Origin of the sequence: Bifidobacterium sp. MSK.17.10 (assembly GCF_019129655.1) — a bacterium.
In the GTDB taxonomy this organism is placed as follows: Bacteria; Actinomycetota; Actinomycetes; order Actinomycetales; family Bifidobacteriaceae; genus Bifidobacterium; species Bifidobacterium adolescentis.
Map to the genome: position 1 here is coordinate 180,034 of NZ_JAHOJD010000002.1, position 17,051 is coordinate 197,084.

15 protein-coding genes are annotated in these 17,051 nt (G+C 60.5%); 12 read left to right on the top strand and 3 right to left on the bottom strand.

The window, feature by feature from the left end; translation table 11 throughout:
- Nucleotides 1-121 precede the first annotated feature (121 nt).
- From hflX to KSX58_RS02240, 3 genes are all read left to right on the top strand, one after another.
- Nucleotides 122-1,582 carry a GTPase HflX gene (gene hflX, locus KSX58_RS02230; RefSeq protein ID WP_117320118.1) on the top strand — a complete coding sequence of 487 codons (1,461 nt, stop codon included), beginning with the start codon at nucleotides 122-124 and terminating at the stop codon, nucleotides 1,580-1,582.
- Between the two features lie 261 nt (nucleotides 1,583-1,843).
- A complete protein-coding gene (locus KSX58_RS02235; RefSeq protein ID WP_217752033.1) occupies nucleotides 1,844-2,806 on the top strand; it encodes an L-lactate dehydrogenase in 963 nt (320 codons plus the stop codon).
- 174 nt (nucleotides 2,807-2,980) lie between these two features.
- Complete coding sequence (locus KSX58_RS02240; RefSeq protein WP_003810783.1) at nucleotides 2,981-3,922, top strand: cation diffusion facilitator family transporter; 942 nt, start codon at nucleotides 2,981-2,983, stop codon at nucleotides 3,920-3,922.
- Nucleotides 3,923-4,101: 179 nt separating this feature from the next.
- On the opposite strand, the gene lexA is transcribed toward KSX58_RS02240, so the two are convergent.
- Complete coding sequence (lexA, locus tag KSX58_RS02245; protein WP_003810781.1) at nucleotides 4,102-4,875, bottom strand: transcriptional repressor LexA; 774 nt, start codon at nucleotides 4,873-4,875, stop codon at nucleotides 4,102-4,104.
- An 87-nt stretch (nucleotides 4,876-4,962) separates the two neighbouring features.
- Between lexA and KSX58_RS02250 the strand changes: the two genes are divergently transcribed.
- Both KSX58_RS02250 and nrdR read left to right on the top strand, forming a co-directional pair.
- Nucleotides 4,963-5,268, top strand: a complete 306-nt coding sequence (locus tag KSX58_RS02250) for a LysM peptidoglycan-binding domain-containing protein (protein ID WP_034984653.1) — start codon at nucleotides 4,963-4,965, stop codon at nucleotides 5,266-5,268.
- A 49-nt stretch (nucleotides 5,269-5,317) separates the two neighbouring features.
- Nucleotides 5,318-5,770 carry a transcriptional regulator NrdR gene (gene nrdR, locus KSX58_RS02255; protein ID WP_021913880.1) on the top strand — a complete coding sequence of 151 codons (453 nt, stop codon included), beginning with the start codon at nucleotides 5,318-5,320 and terminating at the stop codon, nucleotides 5,768-5,770.
- Nucleotides 5,771-5,886: 116 nt separating this feature from the next.
- Here the strand turns inward: nrdR and serA are convergent, their stop codons facing one another.
- Together serA and KSX58_RS02265 are read right to left on the bottom strand one after the other, a co-directional pair.
- Nucleotides 5,887-7,086, bottom strand: a complete 1,200-nt coding sequence (serA, locus tag KSX58_RS02260) for a phosphoglycerate dehydrogenase (RefSeq protein ID WP_085408505.1) — start codon at nucleotides 7,084-7,086, stop codon at nucleotides 5,887-5,889.
- 10 nt (nucleotides 7,087-7,096) lie between these two features.
- Nucleotides 7,097-9,376: an AAA family ATPase gene (locus KSX58_RS02265; protein WP_217735881.1), complete on the bottom strand. Its 2,280-nt coding sequence runs from the start codon at nucleotides 9,374-9,376 to the stop codon at nucleotides 7,097-7,099.
- A 260-nt stretch (nucleotides 9,377-9,636) separates the two neighbouring features.
- Here KSX58_RS02265 and mraZ point away from each other — a divergent pair, with 260 nt between their 5' ends.
- The 7 genes from mraZ to mraY all read left to right on the top strand — a co-directional run bounded on the left by mraZ (nucleotide 9,637) and on the right by mraY (nucleotide 17,050).
- Nucleotides 9,637-10,152, top strand: a complete 516-nt coding sequence (gene mraZ, locus KSX58_RS02270; RefSeq protein WP_217735880.1) for a division/cell wall cluster transcriptional repressor MraZ — start codon at nucleotides 9,637-9,639, stop codon at nucleotides 10,150-10,152.
- On the top strand, nucleotides 10,152-11,183 hold the full coding sequence (rsmH, locus tag KSX58_RS02275) for a 16S rRNA (cytosine(1402)-N(4))-methyltransferase RsmH (protein ID WP_217735879.1): 1,032 nt from the start codon (nucleotides 10,152-10,154) through the stop codon (nucleotides 11,181-11,183). The genes mraZ and rsmH overlap by 1 nt, the downstream gene beginning before the upstream one ends.
- A 1-nt stretch (nucleotide 11,184) precedes the next feature.
- Nucleotides 11,185-11,646 (top strand): hypothetical protein, encoded by a 462-nt coding sequence (locus KSX58_RS02280; protein WP_003810762.1) that lies wholly within the window; start codon nucleotides 11,185-11,187, stop codon nucleotides 11,644-11,646.
- A 53-nt stretch (nucleotides 11,647-11,699) separates the two neighbouring features.
- A complete protein-coding gene (locus tag KSX58_RS02285) occupies nucleotides 11,700-13,445 on the top strand; it encodes a penicillin-binding protein 2 (protein ID WP_172677563.1) in 1,746 nt (581 codons plus the stop codon).
- A 34-nt stretch (nucleotides 13,446-13,479) separates the two neighbouring features.
- The gene (locus tag KSX58_RS02290) at nucleotides 13,480-14,358 is read left to right on the top strand and encodes a UDP-N-acetylmuramyl peptide synthase (RefSeq protein ID WP_085380426.1); all 879 of its coding nucleotides are present in this window, start codon (nucleotides 13,480-13,482) and stop codon (nucleotides 14,356-14,358) included.
- 75 nt (nucleotides 14,359-14,433) lie between these two features.
- Nucleotides 14,434-15,903 (top strand): UDP-N-acetylmuramoyl-tripeptide--D-alanyl-D-alanine ligase, encoded by a 1,470-nt coding sequence (gene murF, locus KSX58_RS02295; protein ID WP_085379733.1) that lies wholly within the window; start codon nucleotides 14,434-14,436, stop codon nucleotides 15,901-15,903.
- 49 nt (nucleotides 15,904-15,952) lie between these two features.
- Nucleotides 15,953-17,050, top strand: coding sequence for a phospho-N-acetylmuramoyl-pentapeptide-transferase (gene mraY / locus KSX58_RS02300; protein ID WP_021913872.1), 1,098 nt, complete (start codon nucleotides 15,953-15,955; stop codon nucleotides 17,048-17,050).
- The last annotated feature ends 1 nt before the right edge of the window (nucleotide 17,051 follow it).

Genomic DNA, 17,051 nt, shown 5'->3' on the forward strand with positions numbered 1-17,051 from the left:
TAATCGCGTCCACGTGGCGAAAACGGTGATGCCCATGTCTCTAGACAATGATGATAATAAAGACACCATAGTTTAACCGTGAGAGGTGCCATTGAGCCAAGAGAACGATATCGAGCAGAGCATGACCGCAGGCGACGTCGGGGGAGTGCTCGCCGACCAATCCGACGTGCTGCTTGATACCGACGGCGGGGAACACTTTCGCGAAACCCACGACGAACAGTGGCAGGAACGCGAATCCCGCAACGCATTGAAGCATGTGGCGGGTCTGGGCGAGATCCAGGACGTCACCGAAGTCGAATACCGTAAAGTCAGGCTCGAACGCGTCGTGCTCGTAGGCGTATGGTCCAGCCGCGAGACCACGCAGGCCGCGGCCGAGGAATCGCTCCGAGAACTCGCCGCGCTCGCCGAAACCGCGGGCGCCGTGGTGTGCGACGGTCTGCTGCAGCATCGCATCAAGCCGGATGCGGCCACATACGTGGGTTCCGGCAAGGCGCGCGAACTGGCCGGCATCGTGGCGCAGGACGAGGCGGACACCATCGTCGTCGACGATGATCTGCCGCCGAGCCAACGACGCGCATTGGAAGACGCCACCAAAGTGAAGGTGGTCGACCGCACCGCCGTCATCCTCGACATCTTCGCACAGCATGCGACTTCGCGCGAAGGCAAGGCGCAGGTGGAGCTGGCACAGCTCGAATACATGCTGCCGCGACTGCGCGGCTGGGGCGGGTCGCTGTCGCGTCAGGCGGGCGGCCGCGCGGCAGGCGACGCGGGCATCGGCTCGCGTGGTCCGGGTGAGACGAAAATCGAAATGGACCGTCGCGTGATCCGCAGCAGAATCGCCAAACTACGCCGGCAGATCGCACAGATGGCGCCCGCGCGTGACGTCAAACGTGGCGCGCGCCGTCGCTTCGGCCTGCCGACCGTCGCCGTGGTCGGCTATACGAACGCCGGCAAATCGTCGTTGACCAACCGGCTGACCGGTTCCGCGGAACTGGTGGAGAACGCGCTGTTCGCCACTTTGGATACCGCCGTACGCCGTGCGAAAGCCAAGGACGGGCGACTGTACGCGTATGTGGACACCGTCGGTTTCGTGCGCCGCCTGCCAACGCAGCTCATCGAAGCGTTCAAATCCACGTTGGAGGAAGTCGCCGACGCCGACCTGATCGTGCACGTGGTCGACGGCTCGCATCCCGACCCGTTCTCCCAGATCGACGCCGTCAACGACGTGCTGTCCGACATCGACGGCGTCGAGACGATCCCCACGATCGTGGCGTTCAACAAAGCCGACCGTATGGACGAGGCCGCACGCGAACGTATCGAGGCGCTGATGCCGGAAGCGCACATCGTCTCCGCGTTTTCAGGGGAGGGCGTCGACGCACTGCGCGAGCACGTGGAATCGATGCTGCCCACGCCGAACGTGCACGTCGAGGCGCTGCTGCCGTACACAGCCGGCTCGCTCATGTCCCGCGTGCGCGAATACGGCAAGGTGATCAACGTCGAATACCGCGACGACGGCATGATGCTCGAAGCGGAGGTCGACGACCAGCTGGCCGCGCAGATCGTGGAGCAGGCCATCGACTGAGCTTCCGCGCAAGCCGTTCCCGATGACGTTTACCGGAGCGGCCGTGCAAACGCTGCAACGGATTGCAACAGCTGCATTTCAACGGGCGCAGTGTATGTGAGCGCTCACAAAAGCTGTGACGAAAATCACTTTTCAGTGGTTGCAAATCATGCGGATTCACGGCGAAACGTCATGCTGTATGGATAAAGTAGGGTTGAAATCGAAAGAAAATACCCTGCCACAACGCGGGACGTTCTTCTTGCTCAAAGAGAGGTAAAGCACATGGTGGATTCACCAATCAAGCCCACAAAGCTCGCTATCGTCGGTGCCGGCGCAGTCGGCTCCACTCTCGCTTTCGCTGCTGCTCAGCGTGGCGTCGCACGTGAGATCGTGCTCGAAGACATCGCCAAGGAACGCGTCGAGGCCGAAGTGCTCGACATGCAGCACGGCTCCAGCTTCTATCCGACCGTGACCATCGATGGCTCCGACGATCCGGAGATCTGCCGTGACGCCGACATGATCGTCATCACCGCAGGCCCGCGCCAGAAGCCGGGCCAGTCCCGCCTCGAGCTGGTCGGTGCCACCATCAACATCCTCAAGGCCATCATTCCGGGCCTCGTGAAGGTCGCTCCGAACGCCATCTACATGCTCATCACCAACCCGGTCGACATCGCCACCCACGTGGCCCAGAAGATCTCCGGCCTGCCGGCCAACCAGGTCTTCGGCTCCGGCACCAACCTCGACTCCGCCCGTCTGCGCTTCCTGATCGCGCAGCAGACCGGCGTCAACGTCAAGAACGTGCACGCCTACATCGCCGGCGAACACGGTGATTCCGAAGTCCCGCTGTGGGCCTCCGCCACCATCGGCGGCGTCCCGATGTGCGACTGGACCCCGCTGCCGGGCCACGATCCGCTGGACGCCGAAGTGCGTGAGCAGATCCACCAGGAAGTCAAGAACGCCGCCTACAAGATCATCAACGGCAAGGGCGCTACCAACTACGCCATCGGCATGTCCGGCGTGGACATCATCGAAGCCGTCATGCGCGACTCCAACCGCATCCTGCCAGTCAGCTCCATGCTGCACGACTTCCACGGCATCTCCGACGTGTGCATGTCCGTGCCGACCCTGCTCAACCGTTCCGGCGTCAATACCGCCATCAACACCCCGGTGTCCGACCGTGAGCTCGCGGCCCTGAAGCGCTCCGCGGAGACGCTGAAGGAAACCGCCGCCCAGTTCGGTTTTTAATTGACGGTTTGACTTTATTGACAGGGGAGCGGTGAGCCGCTAGACTGTCAGCAGAACTTGGAAACCCCAGCCTTCGGACTGGGGTTTCCTGCGTTTTGAGACGAATGAAAATGGTATTGAGAAGCGGTTTCAATAGCCGCGGATCGAACCAAAGACGACGAAAGGAAACCCATCATGGCACACAGCCATGCGGGTGTGGACGCCACGACCGCCGCAAGCGGGGCCGAACACCAGAAAAGACTCATGATGTCATTGGGGCTGACTTCCACGGTGTTCATCGCCGAAGTGGTCAGCGCCATCGTCACCGGATCGCTGGCGCTGCTGGTCGACGCCGGCCACATGCTCACCGACATGTCGGTGCTGATCGCCTCCACCGTCACCGCGGTGCTCATGCAACGCAAACCTAGCAACAAACGCACCTGGGGATGGGCGCGACTCGAAGTGCTCACCGCCGCGGTCGGCGCGCTCGTGCTCCTGATCGTCGGCATCTACGCGCTCGTCGAAGCCGGCATGAGGCTGTTCGGCGGAGCCGCCGACGAAGTGCACGACGTGCGGTTGCTGCTGTTCATGGGCATACTCGGCCTTGCCGCCAACGTCGGTTCGATCTTCATCCTCGCGGGGCAAAGCGAGGACAACATGAACATGAAAGCCGCGTTCCTCGAAGTCATGAACGACGCATTGGGGTCCGTGGCCGTGATCGTTTCAGCCATCGTGCTGATCTCAACGGGCTGGGCCGGCTTCGATGCCGTCGCGGGCGGCATCATCGCATTGATGATGATCCCCCGGGCGTTCGTGCTGCTGCGCAACGCCGTGCGCGTGCTGCTGGAGGAAACCCCACAGGAACTCGATCTGGACGAGGTGCGCGAACATCTTGAGCAGGTGCCGCACGTGGTGGCCGTGCACGACCTGCACGCCAGCACCGTCTCTACCGGCATGCCCGTCGTCATGGCCCATGTGGTAGTGGAGCGCGGGCTGACCATGGATGATGCCGCCGACATCCTCTCCCAATTGCAGAACTGCCTGCGTGAGCACTTCCCCGTATCCGTGCCGCACACCACCTTCCAGCTTGAACCTGAAGGATACGATTCGGACAGCCGCAAGGAACTGCATTCCTGAACCGTGCTCCCGAACTTCAAGAATGCGACGACATTTTGAAATGCCCTCGCGTTCATTCTTGATGGATTCGCAAGGTGAATGCACAACCGCGCGGTATGGCAAAGGGTATGGCAAAGGGCGTCGGACATGCCTCAAAATGGTATGTTCGACGCCCTTTGCCGTTTAACGTGTGAAAGCAATCAGATCTTGCGCAGCACGGTGACGACCTTGCCCATGATCTCGGCATGCGTGCCGTCGATGGGGGAGTAGGCCGGATTGTGCGGAATCAGCCAGACATGGCCGTGATCCTTGCGGAACGTCTTGACCGTGGCCTCGTCATCCAGCAATGCGGCGACGATATCGCCATTCTCCGCGCTGTTCTGCTCGCGGACCACCACGAAATCACCATCGCAAATGGCGGCGTCGATCATGGAATCACCGTGCACTTCAAGCATGAACAGATTGCCGGTGCCGGTAAGCCGTTCGGGAAGCCTCATCACATCATCGACATGCTGCTCGGCCGTGATCGGCACGCCGGCGGCGATGCGCCCGACCAGTGGAACGTCATGCGAGGCCATGATGGAGCCGCATGCATCGTCCTGACTGGGGAACGGGATGACCTGGGCGACTTTTCCATTCGGCTCCTCGTCATTGAGGTTCACCACTTCGATGGCCCTCCCCTTGTTCGCGTTCATGCGGATGAAGCCTTTTTCGTCAAGAACCTGAAGCTGGTGTTTGACGGATGACGGGCTTTTAAGCCCTGCGGCCTCACCAATCTCACGGAACGAAGGAGCGAATCCCTGCTTGGCCAAATGCGTTTTGATGGCGTCAAGCACCTTGCGCTGGCGGTCGGTCAACGTGCTTTCATCCGGACGTTCGTCGCTCTTCTTGGGCGTGAAGGGGATGGTGCTCACGATGGGCTCCTTTCGTAGTTCCTTAGAAGCATAACGCGAAACGCCGATAAAATCAAACATCTGTTCGAGGTGTGTTTGCGTTTATCGAACATATGTGCCATACTTGGAACAAGCGTTCGATAGAACAGCTGTTCGAAAAGGAGTGGCGTGGTGAACGGTGCGGCGAATATCGGAAATGTGGCAAATCGAATCGCCATGGCGATCATGGCGGCCGGTCTTGCCTGGTGTCTTTTTGGATTCATCGCGCCCGGAAGTGCGCAGTCCGCGCCGGATTCCACCGCTGTCGTCGTGTATACGGTGCAACCCGGCGACACCTTGTGGAGGTATGCGGCGAGCATCACTCCAGAGGGTGGCAATGTCGGAGATACGGTGGATGAACTGATGCGGCTGAACAACCTTGATACGGTGTCTTTGCATGCGGGGCAGCGCCTCATTGTTCCCCATGAGGCGTAGGGGCCGCCAAGCGTGGCTTATTTCAAGGGCTCAGTCTATTCTGGACAACATGCATTGCCCGTTTTGCCAGAATCCAGACACCAAGGTGGTCGATACCCGTATTAGCGACGATGGTCACTCCATCCGTCGCAGGCGCGAATGCCCGAAATGCTCCAAGCGATTCACCACATTGGAGACGACCATGCTATTGGTCGTGAAGCGTTCCGGAAACGTCGAGCAATTCGACCGCAATAAGGTGATTTCCGGCGTGCGCAAGGCATGCCAGGGCCGTCCCATCAACGAGGACGATCTGAAGATGCTGGGGCAGAAGGTCGAGGAGGATCTTCGTTCACGAGGATTGGCCCAAGTCAAATCTGATGAGGTCGGCAAGGCGATTCTCAAGCCGCTGCGTGACTTGGACATGGTGGCGTACATGCGCTTCGCCAGCGTCTACCAGAATTTCGAGAATCTGGAGGACTTCCAAAGGGCCATCGACGAGCTGAAGGGCGCAAGTTCCGAATGATGGCGTGAGACGGGTGCCGCATCCGTAAGCAAATACAGCATATATAATGCGGGCGGGGTTCCAATCCTGATGGTTGGAACCCCGCCCGCATTATCGTAACGTTTCGTATTGCGTGCTCAGCTGATCACGCGCATGCGGATCGTACCCTCGATGGAGGCGAGCTGGTCGAGAGCCCTCTGGTCCGGGCGCTGCGCCACATCGGTGACCACATAGCCGATCTCGCCTTCCGTGCCCAAGGCCTGGGCGGCGATGTTGATGCCGTCCTCGCCCAGCACACGGTTGACGCGTGCCAGCACACCCGGAAGATTCGCATGCAGGTGGGCGATGCGGAAATTCGACTTGATGCCGGACAGGGTGATCTGCGGCAGATTCACCGACAACATGGTGGAACCCTTGAACCAATAATCCTCAAGACGCTGGGAGACGAACTGTCCGATGGACTTCTGCGCCTCAAGCGTGGAGCCGCCGATATGCGGGGTGAGGATCATGTTGTCCTCGTCCGCAAGGTCGGTCAGGAACTCGTCGCCGGTCTTCTTCGGTTCGATTGGGAACACGTCCACCGCCGCGCCGGACAGATGGCCGGAATCCAGATGCTTCTTCAACGCATCCAAATCCGCCACGAAACCACGGGACAGGTTGATGAAGATGGCATCCTGCTTCATATGCTCGAACTGGTCTTCGCCGAAGAATCCCGTGTTCGACTTGCGTCCATCCACATGAAGCGTGACCACATCGGACTGTTCCAGCAATTCGTTGAGTGTGTCGCAGCGGTGTGCGTTGCCCATGGCGAGCTTCTCTTCAATGTCGTAGAACAGCACGCGCATGCCAAGCGCCTCGGCGACGACGGAAAGCTGGGAGCCGATGTTGCCGTAGCCGATGATGCCGAGCGTCTTGCCTCGGACCTCATGGGAGCCGGAGGCGGACTTATCCCACATGCCGTGCTTCATATGATGGGTGTGCGCGGGAATGCGGCGCATCAGGCAGATGATGTCGCCGATCACCAGCTCCACCACGGAACGGGTATTCGAATACGGCGCGTTGAAGACGGCGATGCCGTTCTTGCCCGCGTATTCGAGATCCACCTGGTTGGTGCCAATGCAGAAGCAGCCGACCGCGGTGAGCGTCGGACGCGCGTCGATGACCTTGCGGGTCACACTGGTCTTGGAACGGATGCCGAGCAGGTCGACGCCTTCCAACGCATCAATCAACTCGTCCTCGCTCAAGGCTCCCTTGAGGCATTCGACCTCGAAGCCATGGTCGCGCAGCGACTGCGCCGCGTCGGGATGGATGTTTTCAAGTAACAATGCTTTAGGCATGGTTCCTACCTTATAGCTTGAGCAGCTTTTCGTCGTCTTTTGTCCGCAGTATAAGCAGACGCTGCGTGGGCCTCGTCATGGCGACATACAAATCGGAGGCCGCTACGATGCGCGACGGCGCGTTCTCCTCGATTCGTCCGGGCTGGACCACCATCACGGCATCATACTCCAGACCCTTCACGGTCTGTGTGGAACATACGGTGACCTGCTCGTCCCAGGAACTCTGGGCATCGAGCCTGTCGAATTCCTTCGGGTCGAGCTCATCCTGAAGTTGTGCGTATACGCGTGCGCGCAACGGCTTGAGCATATCGTCCGGCGCGATGATCGCCACACGACCGGTACCGTCGGAGGAAACGTAGGCGCGCACCAACTCGACGGTCTGCTGCGCGACGGCGTCGCCGATCGGGCTATCGTCACGCAAGGTGAGACGCTTGACTGAATCCGGGACGCCACGCACGGCGTTCACCGTGGAGATGTACAGGCCTTCGGACGAGGCGAAATCGCTGGCGAGCTGCGACACCTCCTTCGGATTGCGGTAGTTGATCGTCAACTCGTTGAGCTGCCAGTTGCGTTCGCCGAACAGCGGGTCCATCATGCGACGCCAGGACCGGGTGCCGCCCAACGCGGAGGTCTGCGCCACGTCGCCCACAATCGTGAACGAGCGCGACGGACAACGGCGGATCAGCATGCGCCAATCCATCGCGGTCAGCTCCTGCGCCTCATCCACCACGATATGGCCATACGTCCACTCGCGGTCGGCCGCGGCGCGCTGCGCGGTCAATTCGGCGTCCATACCATTGATATTGTCCACCAGCATCTGCGAAGTGACGATGCCGGAACCGATACCGGCCTGCGCCAGCGTGTCCTTGGCGAACTGCTCTTCCTCGGCGCGCTTGGCATCCAACGCCTTCTGCCTGGCTACGGCCTTCGGATCCGGTCCAAGCAATTCCATGGCCTCATCCAGCAGAGGTACGTCGCTGACGGTGAAGGGCGAGCCCTTCGGACGCGTCAGCGTCTCGATGTCACGCTCTTCGAGCCAGGGGGCGAAACGGCGCAATTGCTGCGGTTTCGCGAACAGCTGGTCGACCAGCCATTCGCTGGTCATCGGCAGCCATGCGAGGTTCAGCGTCTTGCGCAAATCGTCGTTCATACGCAACTGCTGCATCACATCGTTAAGCTCGGCCTGCTCCGGCTCGTAGTCAAGCCGTTCGACGTACCGGTTGCGCATGGCCGACAGCATGTCGCGCACGAAGGTCTCGCGCGCCTTGTTATGCGGCTGCCGCGTGCGCTTGGCATCGGCGATGGCCTGCTCGATATCCGCACGTACCATCGGCACGTTGAAACCGTTGATGCGGATGACCGGCAGATGCGAAGGCACGCGTTCACGAGCCGCCACGGCATTGGCGATCGCCTTGGCCATACGGCGTTCACCCTTGAGCTTGGCCGCATACGGGTCGTCATGCGCGGTGGCGATGATGCCGGGAATCAGATCCGCGATGGTACGGCTGACCACACCCGTCTCACCCAGCGAGGGGAGCACCTGGTCGATGTAATGCAGGAACGTCGAGCTGGGGCCGACCACCAGCACTCCGGAACGCTGCAACGCGCGACGATGCGTATACAACAGGTAGGCCGCGCGATGCAACGCGACCGCGGTCTTGCCGGTTCCCGGACCGCCCTGCACCACCACCGCCTGGTTGAGGTCCGCACGGATGATACGGTCCTGCTCGCCCTGGATGGTGGCCACGATATCGGTCATCTTGCCGGTGCGTTTGGCGTTAAGCGACGCAAGCAGAGCACCCTCGCCGGTCAATGTGCCATTGGAGGACGCCTCGCCGACCTGATCGGAATGCACGTCGAGCACCTCATCCTCGACGCCGACCACTTCCCGGAAACTCAACGTGATATGCCGGCGCATGACGATGTCGCCATGATTCGAAGGCGTCGCCTCATAGAACGGGCGTGCCGCGTCGGCACGCCAGTCGGTGAGAATCGGCTCATGATCCTCATCGGACAGGCCGATACGCCCAATGTAGCGATGCGCGCCATGCACGTCGTCGAGCCTGCCGAAAACCAGACGATCCTCCACCGCACGAAGCTGGGTGAGACGGTCCTCGTACATGGTGGCGAAGGAATCGCGTTCGGTGCGTTGCGTGGGCGAACCGTGCGATCCTGCGGCCCGGACCGTGTCGAGACGCGACCGAGCCTGCGCCCTCAACGCGTCCAGACGATCATATGCGCGGCTGACGGCCTGTTGCTCCTCACGCAACTGGGCGGAATAACTCGACATTGCTGTCCCTTCATCAAAAACTTAAGGCACTCTAATGTACCCCAAGGCTTCTACGAGCGGCGAGTGACCGCGGCGAATCGCGACGGTCTGACAGCGACGGAACTGTACGGTGCGGACGCGCAATCTCAAATATGGGGAGAAATCGACAATATTTTGAGGCATTTTTGCTTTTTCGTGGGGAAAAATGGTGAGCAGTGGGGTAGAGTGGGGAAAGTGTCTCGGATTGGTGGGCCGAGTGTGGGCAAAAAGGAGGTGCGGTAATGGTCCATGACATTGGAACAGAATCCGTCTCCGACGATGACCCGGCTCAATCCGGCGGCATGATGGCGGACTTGCCGCCATTGCTGCTGGGCACCTACACTCCGAAAATCGACGCCAAAGGACGTATGGCATTGCCTGCGAAGTTCCGCAGCCAACTGGGCTCCGGCATGGTGATGGCAAGAGGCCAGGAACGATGCGTCTACCTGCTGCCGCAATCGGAATTCAGACGGATCGCGGTGCAGATCCAACACACGTCCATGGGAAACAAGGCGGCACGCGACTACCTGCGTGTGTTCCTTTCCGGCGCGGTCGACCAGGAGCCAGACAAGCAAGGACGCGTGCTTGTGCCGCAGATGCTCCGCGATTACGCGAATCTGGACAGCGACATTGTGGTGATCGGCGTGGGAACCCGGGCCGAGATTTGGAACAGACAGGCATGGGAGGATTACTTGGCCGACAAGGAACAAGGATATTCCGACATTGCCGATGACGTATTGCCGGCGATGGAGTTCTAATGACAGACGTGACGACGATTCATCAGCCGGTGCTGCTCCGCGATTGCGTGGACTTGGTGGCACCGGCATTGGCGAAGCCCGGCTCGATCGCGGTGGATTGCACCCTCGGCCTCGCCGGGCATTCCACAGCGTTCCTCAAAGCAAGCCCCAACGCCCGCCTGATCGGCATCGACCGGGACACCGAGGCGCTCGCGCTCGCCACGAAACGCATGGAAATGGATGGCCTTGCCGACCGTTTCACGCCCGTGCACGCGGCATTCGACGACTTCTCCCAAGTGCTTTCCGACCAAGGCGTCGACAAGGTCAACGCGGTGTTCATGGACCTCGGATTGTCCAGCCTGCAGATCGATGAGACGGAACGTGGCTTCTCCTATTCCCATGACGCGCCGCTCGACATGCGTATGGACGTGACGCAGCCCCTGACCGCAGAGCAGGTGCTCGCCGAATATTCGTTCGCCGATTTGGTGCGTATCTTCCGCACATACGGCGAGGAGCGGTTCTCCAAGCAGATCGCACGGGAAATCGTACGCTGGCGTGAAACCGAGCCGCTGACCACGTCGGGCCAGCTCAATCGTTTGGTGGACGAGGTCGTGCCGCAGGCCCACCGTCCCGCCGGCAACCCCGCGAAACGCGTCTTCCAGGCGCTGCGCATCGAAGTCAACGGCGAACTGGACAAGCTTGCCGGCACGCTGCCGCAAATCGCCAACCACCTTGCAGTGGGAGGACGTCTGGTGGTGGAGTCGTACCACTCGTTGGAAGACAAAACCGTCAAAGCCTTCATGAACCAAGGGCTTAAGGTCGACGCTCCGGCGGATATGCCCGTGGTGCCGCCCGACATGATGCCGTTCTTCAAGGAACTGACCCGCGGCGCCATCAAGGCGGACGCGGAGGAAATCGCCAACAATCCACGATCGGCGTCCGTCAGATTGCGCGCGGTGGAATTGACCAGACCGATTCCCGCACGATGGCGCAAACGGTTCGACCAAGGCGCGGATTACGCAAGCATGACCAGACAAGGAAGAAGGGACTGAAGTGGCGGCACCAAGAACGATCGCTTCGAATGCGGCTCCGGCCGGCCGCAAAAGCCAGACCGAGACCATCGGCACCACGCGTCCCGAACTGCACGTCATCAAAGGGACCAGAGTCGAAGGCAACGGCATCCGTCACGGCTTCGAACAACTCATCACATGGACGCGGACCCGCAGCACGCCGCTGCTGCACCTGGTCATCGCCGCGGTGTTCCTTGGCGTATGCCTGCTGGGCTCACTGATGCTGCGTACCCAAATGGTGCAGAATTCCTTCGAGGCGAGCCAAATCGAAACGCATATCACCCAGCTGACCCAGGACGTCGAGGACGATCAGGCCAAGCTCGACGAACTTGACGCCTCATTGCCGAGCAAGGCCGAAGAGATGGGCATGGTCCCGCAGAAAGGCGCATTGACCATCGATCTGAACGGCTATCAGGCAAACGCAAGTGGAGACAAGACCCGGTGAACCCTATCCGCAGGATCTACACGTTCTTCCACAAGAACCTGTTGACGAAAACCATGGCCATCGGCGTCGTTCTGGCGCTGATGGGCACCACCTGCCTTATCCAACTTGCCAATATTCAACTGGTCAACGGCAAAGGCATGGCGCAGGCCGCGGCGCAAAGCCGTACCACCACCGTGACGTTGAAGGCTCGACGCGGCAAGATCATGGATACCAATGGCGCGATTCTCGCGCAAAGCGTCGAACGCTACACCATCATCGGCAACCCCGAACAGGCGCAGGCGTTCATACCGACCACCTGCACCAAACAGACCGGCAGCAACTGCCACCAGATCAACGGCAAGCCGGTCGGCGTGACGGGAGCCGCGGCCGTGGCTCGTCTGCTGGCCCCCGTATTGGGCATGGACGCCACGGAACTGGGCGCCAAACTGTCGATCAGCGGGCAATACGTGGTATTGAAGAAGGACGTGACGCCTGCGGTCAAGCGTAAAATCTCCAAGCTGAACCTCGGCGGCATCGTCTACGCGGAACTAAGCAACGAACGTCTGTACTCCAACGGCACTTTGATGGGCTCGCTATTGGGTGGTGTCGACGCCGACGGCAAGGGCGTGGCCGGCATCGAGCAGATGGAAAACAAGACATTGACGGGCCGTGACGGCTACCAGGTGTACCAACAGGGCAACAGCGGCGTCGAAATCCCCGGAACCATGACCGAATCCAAAGACGCGGTCAACGGATCCGACGTCACCCTCACCATCGACCGGGATGTGCAGTGGTACACCGAGAAAGTGCTGAGCGACAGCGAAAACAAATACCATTCCGCTTGGGGCATCGCCATGGTCCAGGACGTGCAGTCGGGCGACATCCTCGCTTTGGCGGACAGCGATACGACCGAGGCCGGAAGCGACCAGGCGAAGATGGGCGCCTCCCGGGCGGTGAGCGAGACCTTCGAACCTGGCTCCATCGGCAAGGTGCTGGCCATGTCGGGCATGCTGCAACTGGGATTGCACAAGATCGATGACAAATTCACGGTACCGAACACGGTGACCGTGGAAGGACAGACCTATAAGGACGCGGTGGACCATGGCAACGAACATTGGACGCTCGCCGGCATCCTCGAACAGTCGTCGAACGTTGGCATGGTCATTGCCGGAGACAAGATGACCAACGAGCAGCGGTACAACTTCATCAGCAAATTCGGTATCGGACAGGCCACAGGACTGAACCTGCCAGGCGAATCCGAAGGCGTGCTGCACCCCTCGGATAGCTGGGACAGGCGAACCCGCAACACCGTGCTGTTCGGTCAAGGGTACACGGTGAACGTCATGCAGCTGACCAACGCGGTTTCGGTGATAGCCAACAAGGGCGTCAAAAAGCCGCAACGCATCATCAAGTCCATCACCGACACCGCGGGGCATGTCGAAGAGCAGCAGTCCAAGGGCGAGGCGACACGCGTCATCGACGAATCCGTGGCGAGCCAGATGCTCAACGCCATGGAATCGTCCGCTGAACACTACAACACTTTCGTGAAGGTCGACGGCTATCGTATGGCGGCGAAATCAGGCACAGCAGAAGTCGCCGGAGCGAACGGCCAACTGACCTCGATCATCAGCGATTACTCGACGATCATTCCCGCGGATAATCCACGCTTCGTAATCACCGTGGTGCTCAAAGACCCCCAAGGCAGCTTCGGCGGTTTGACGGCGGGTCCTGTCACCGCGGAGATTGGTGAATTCCTTATGCAGAAGTATGAAGTGCCGGCGTCTTCACCTCGCACGGATGCTATTCCGGTGAATTGGTGAGCGAATACGTATTCAGACACGGAGGGGCGGAAAGGTGAGCGCGGTCAGCGAATCCATGAACAGACGAATGACTTTAGGGCTGCTTGCCAGCCGATACGGTTTCGATCTTGATCCGACGTCGGCGGCTGAAGTGACGATCACTTCCATCGCGGATAATGTCGAATCGGTGCGTCCCGGCGCACTGTTCGTCCCGTCCGCCGATGTGGACGTGCACCAGTTGTCGCAGGCTCAGGAACAGGGAGCATATGGCGCGATCGTGCCCCATGCGCTGCGCGGTCAAACCGACGACATCCAGATTCCGCTCATCTACGCCGAACCCACCATGGGACAGCTCGGCAAACTGGTGAGCGACATGGCCGGCAATCCGTCCGACGCATTGGCCGTGTTCGCCATCACGGGGAAGAACAGGGAGATCGTGGAATCCGAAGTGAGGAACCTCGCGGATTTCCTGCACATGTTGGGCAACCCCGTCGGCGTGATCAGCTCGTCCGATTCACAGTCATTGGAACGCTTCCTCAATCTGGAATATCCTCTGTCGGCCATCGATGTGCAACGTACCATGGCGGTGTGCGCCGAAGACGGCGCAGCCGCTGTGATCCTCGCGTTGGATGAAGAGACCCTGCGTGAGGACGCGTTGCAATCGGTCAGCGTCGATGTGCTTGCCTGCGATGACAATGGTTTGAGCGATGCCGAGGTTGCGAAACTCGTCGCAAAATTCGGATGCGCGGTCGGCAAACAGACCCGCATCGCGGGACGAACCCAGGAATCCGACCTGCTTGCGGCGCAGGCCGCGACGGCATACGGCCAGACGGACAGCCGTTCGCTGTCCCTGTCCATCGCCATGGTGCTGGCCGCCGGCGTGAGGAAAGCCAACATCAAAAGCGCGTTACGCGTCTCGCGTGACCTGAACTAAACGTGGAACGAAACATTCTCCACATCAAACACAAACCCAACCATTAGAGGAGTAACGACAGTGAGCAGCCCGACCATGATGCCGATGAGCCTGACGGAGATCGCGCAGGCGGTTGATGGACGGTTGATGCCGACGACCGTGCCGACCGACGAACCGGTGGCCATCAGCGCCTTCACGGATTCGCGCCAGATCGTGCCGGGATCCGTTTTCGTGGCGATTGCCGGCGAACGCGTCGACAGTCATGATTTCGTGCCGAAGGTCGGCGCGCAGGGGGCTGTGGCCGCACTGGTCGACCACGAAATCGCGGGCGCGCAGGTGCCGCAGATCGTCGTAGAAAACACCGTCAAGGCGTTGGGAGCGCTCGCCAAGCATAATATCGAGCGTCGGCGCGCGCTGGAATCGCCGTTCACCGTCATCGGCATCACCGGTTCCGTCGGCAAAACCACCACCAAGGATCTGCTCAAATCGCTGCTGTCCAAAATGGGCGACACCGTCGCTCCGGTCGGATCGTTCAACAATGAGATCGGCCTGCCGCTGACGTCGCTCAAGGTGAACGCCGGCACGCGTTTCCTGGTGGCGGAAATGGGCGCCAATCACGTGGGCGAAATCGCCAACCTCACCTCCCTGGTTCCGCCGGACATCGCCGTGGTGCTCAAGGTGGGCGTGGCGCATCTGGGAGAATTCGGCTCTGCGGAACGCATCGCCCAAGCCAAATCGGAAATCGTACGCGGACTGGTGCCGGGCGGCCTGACCATCCTCAACGCCAACGACGAACATGTGGCCGCGATGAGCGCCATCGCTCCGGCCGATGTGCTGTGGTTCGGCCTGCCGCAGAAAGAAGACGCGCAACTGGACACGACCGCGCTCGACGTGCGCTGCGACGATCTCGACCATCCGTCATTCGTACTGGAAGACAAGACAGGCCGGCACGCCAACGTCACGCTCGGCATCTGCGGACAGCACAACGTCATGAACGCGCTTGCCGCAGCCACGGTGGCGATGACGTTGGGCATGCCGATTGACGACGTGGCCTCCGGCCTATCCGACGTGACGAGCATCAGCCCGCATCGCATGGCGGTGTCCACCGTCACCAAGCCCGAAACGTCGTTCACACTGATCGACGATTCGTTCAACGCCAACCCCGATTCCATGAAGGCCGGACTCGATGGCCTGTCGCGCTGGCATGCCGGCGCCGAGCAGCAGCCGTTCAGAATAGCGGTTCTCGGAGCCATGTTGGAGCTCGGACCGGATGAGCATCGCCTGCATGAGGACGTCGGCAGATACGCCGTCGAGGGCGGTGCGGACGCGCTTGTGACGGTCGGCAGCACTTCCGACGAGGCGTTGGACGCGCTTGCCGAGGCCATGGCGCAGGGCGGCAAGGCGGTTGCCGCCGACCCGACGATGGTGCAATGGGCGCATGATGCCGAACAGGCCGACCGAATGGTCACCCGGCTTGCGACCGACCATGAGGGTACAGTGGTGTTGCTGAAAGGATCCCACGCGTCCGGATTGAGCGCTCTGGCGGAGCGTTGGACGCAAAACTGACGGAATCGGCGTCGTGCCGATCATAGCTGACTGAAACGGAGAAGATCAGGTGATTTCACTCATCATCGGCATTATGGTGTCGCTCGTCGTGACGATTGTGGGCACTCCGCTGCTGATTAAGTTGGTGCACAAGCTCAACTACGGACAGTACATCCGTCAGGATGGCCCGAAGTCGCATCTCGTCAAGCGCGGCACGCCGACGCTTGGCGGCGTGGTCATCAACCTCGCGGTGGTGCTCGGCTGGTGCTCCTCGGCACTGTATCGGTTCTTCACCAGGGGAGAGGTGCCGTCGTGGTCCGCGGTGTTGGTGCTGTTCGCCATGCTGTCGATGGGATTCTTGGGATTCATCGACGATTTCGCGAAGGTCCGCAAGAAGCAGAGTGAGGGACTGACCGTCAAGGGCAAGTTCATCGGACAGTTCATCCTCGCCACCATATACGCGGTGCTGGCGCTGATTCTGCCGACCAAATCCGGCTTCCCCAGCGCCCAGGCCGGCATGAGCTTCATCGAAAAGCCGTTCTTCAGCTTTGAATTCGCCGGTCGTGTCGTGGCCATCGTGCTGTTCGTGATCTGGGTGAATTTCCTGATGACCGCATGGACCAACGCCATCAATCTGACCGACGGTCTTGACGGCTTGGCCGCCGGCTCCTCGATGATCGCCTTCATCGGCTATGCGATCATCGCGTTCTGGGAGTTCTACCACCTCAAGGGTTCGGACCATCCAGGCTTCACCTATGCGGTGTCCGATCCTCTTGACCTGACCATCATCGCGGCGTGCGCGGCCGTAGCCTGCTTCGGCTTCCTGTGGTACAACTCCAATCCGGCCTCCATCTTCATGGGAGACACCGGCTCCTTGGCGCTTGGCGGTCTGTTCGCAGCCATGTCCATCGCCACGCACACCGAATTCCTGGCGATCATCCTTGGCGGTCTGTTCGTCATCGAGACCATGAGCGACATCATCCAGGTCGGCTACTTCAAGATGACCCACAAGCGCGTTTTCAAGATGGCCCCGATCCATCATCATTTCGAATTGAAGGGCTGGCCGGAAGTGAAGGTCGTGGTCCGGTTCTGGATGATCGAGATGCTGTTCGTGCTGATCGCCTTGGTGCTGTTCTACGGCGATTGGGTGGCCCGTTCCGGCCTGTGAC

What these genes read in the sequence shown, in the direction of transcription:
- lexA (WP_003810781.1), bottom strand. Translation starts at nt 4,875, where the DNA reads ATGTTTGATTTTATCGGCGTTTCGCGTTATGCTTCTAAGGAACTACGA.
- KSX58_RS02240 (WP_003810783.1), top strand. Translation starts at nt 2,981, where the DNA reads ATGGCACACAGCCATGCGGGTGTGGACGCCACGACCGCCGCAAGCGGG.
- mraZ (WP_217735880.1), top strand. Translation starts at nt 9,637, where the DNA reads ATGGTCCATGACATTGGAACAGAATCCGTCTCCGACGATGACCCGGCT.
- rsmH (WP_217735879.1), top strand. Translation starts at nt 10,152, where the DNA reads ATGACAGACGTGACGACGATTCATCAGCCGGTGCTGCTCCGCGATTGC.
- KSX58_RS02285 (WP_172677563.1), top strand. Translation starts at nt 11,700, where the DNA reads ATGGCCATCGGCGTCGTTCTGGCGCTGATGGGCACCACCTGCCTTATC.
- nrdR (WP_021913880.1), top strand. Translation starts at nt 5,318, where the DNA reads ATGCATTGCCCGTTTTGCCAGAATCCAGACACCAAGGTGGTCGATACC.
- murF (WP_085379733.1), top strand. Translation starts at nt 14,434, where the DNA reads ATGATGCCGATGAGCCTGACGGAGATCGCGCAGGCGGTTGATGGACGG.
- KSX58_RS02235 (WP_217752033.1), top strand. Translation starts at nt 1,844, where the DNA reads ATGGTGGATTCACCAATCAAGCCCACAAAGCTCGCTATCGTCGGTGCC.
- hflX (WP_117320118.1), top strand. Translation starts at nt 122, where the DNA reads ATGACCGCAGGCGACGTCGGGGGAGTGCTCGCCGACCAATCCGACGTG.
- KSX58_RS02265 (WP_217735881.1), bottom strand. Translation starts at nt 9,376, where the DNA reads ATGTCGAGTTATTCCGCCCAGTTGCGTGAGGAGCAACAGGCCGTCAGC.
- serA (WP_085408505.1), bottom strand. Translation starts at nt 7,086, where the DNA reads ATGCCTAAAGCATTGTTACTTGAAAACATCCATCCCGACGCGGCGCAG.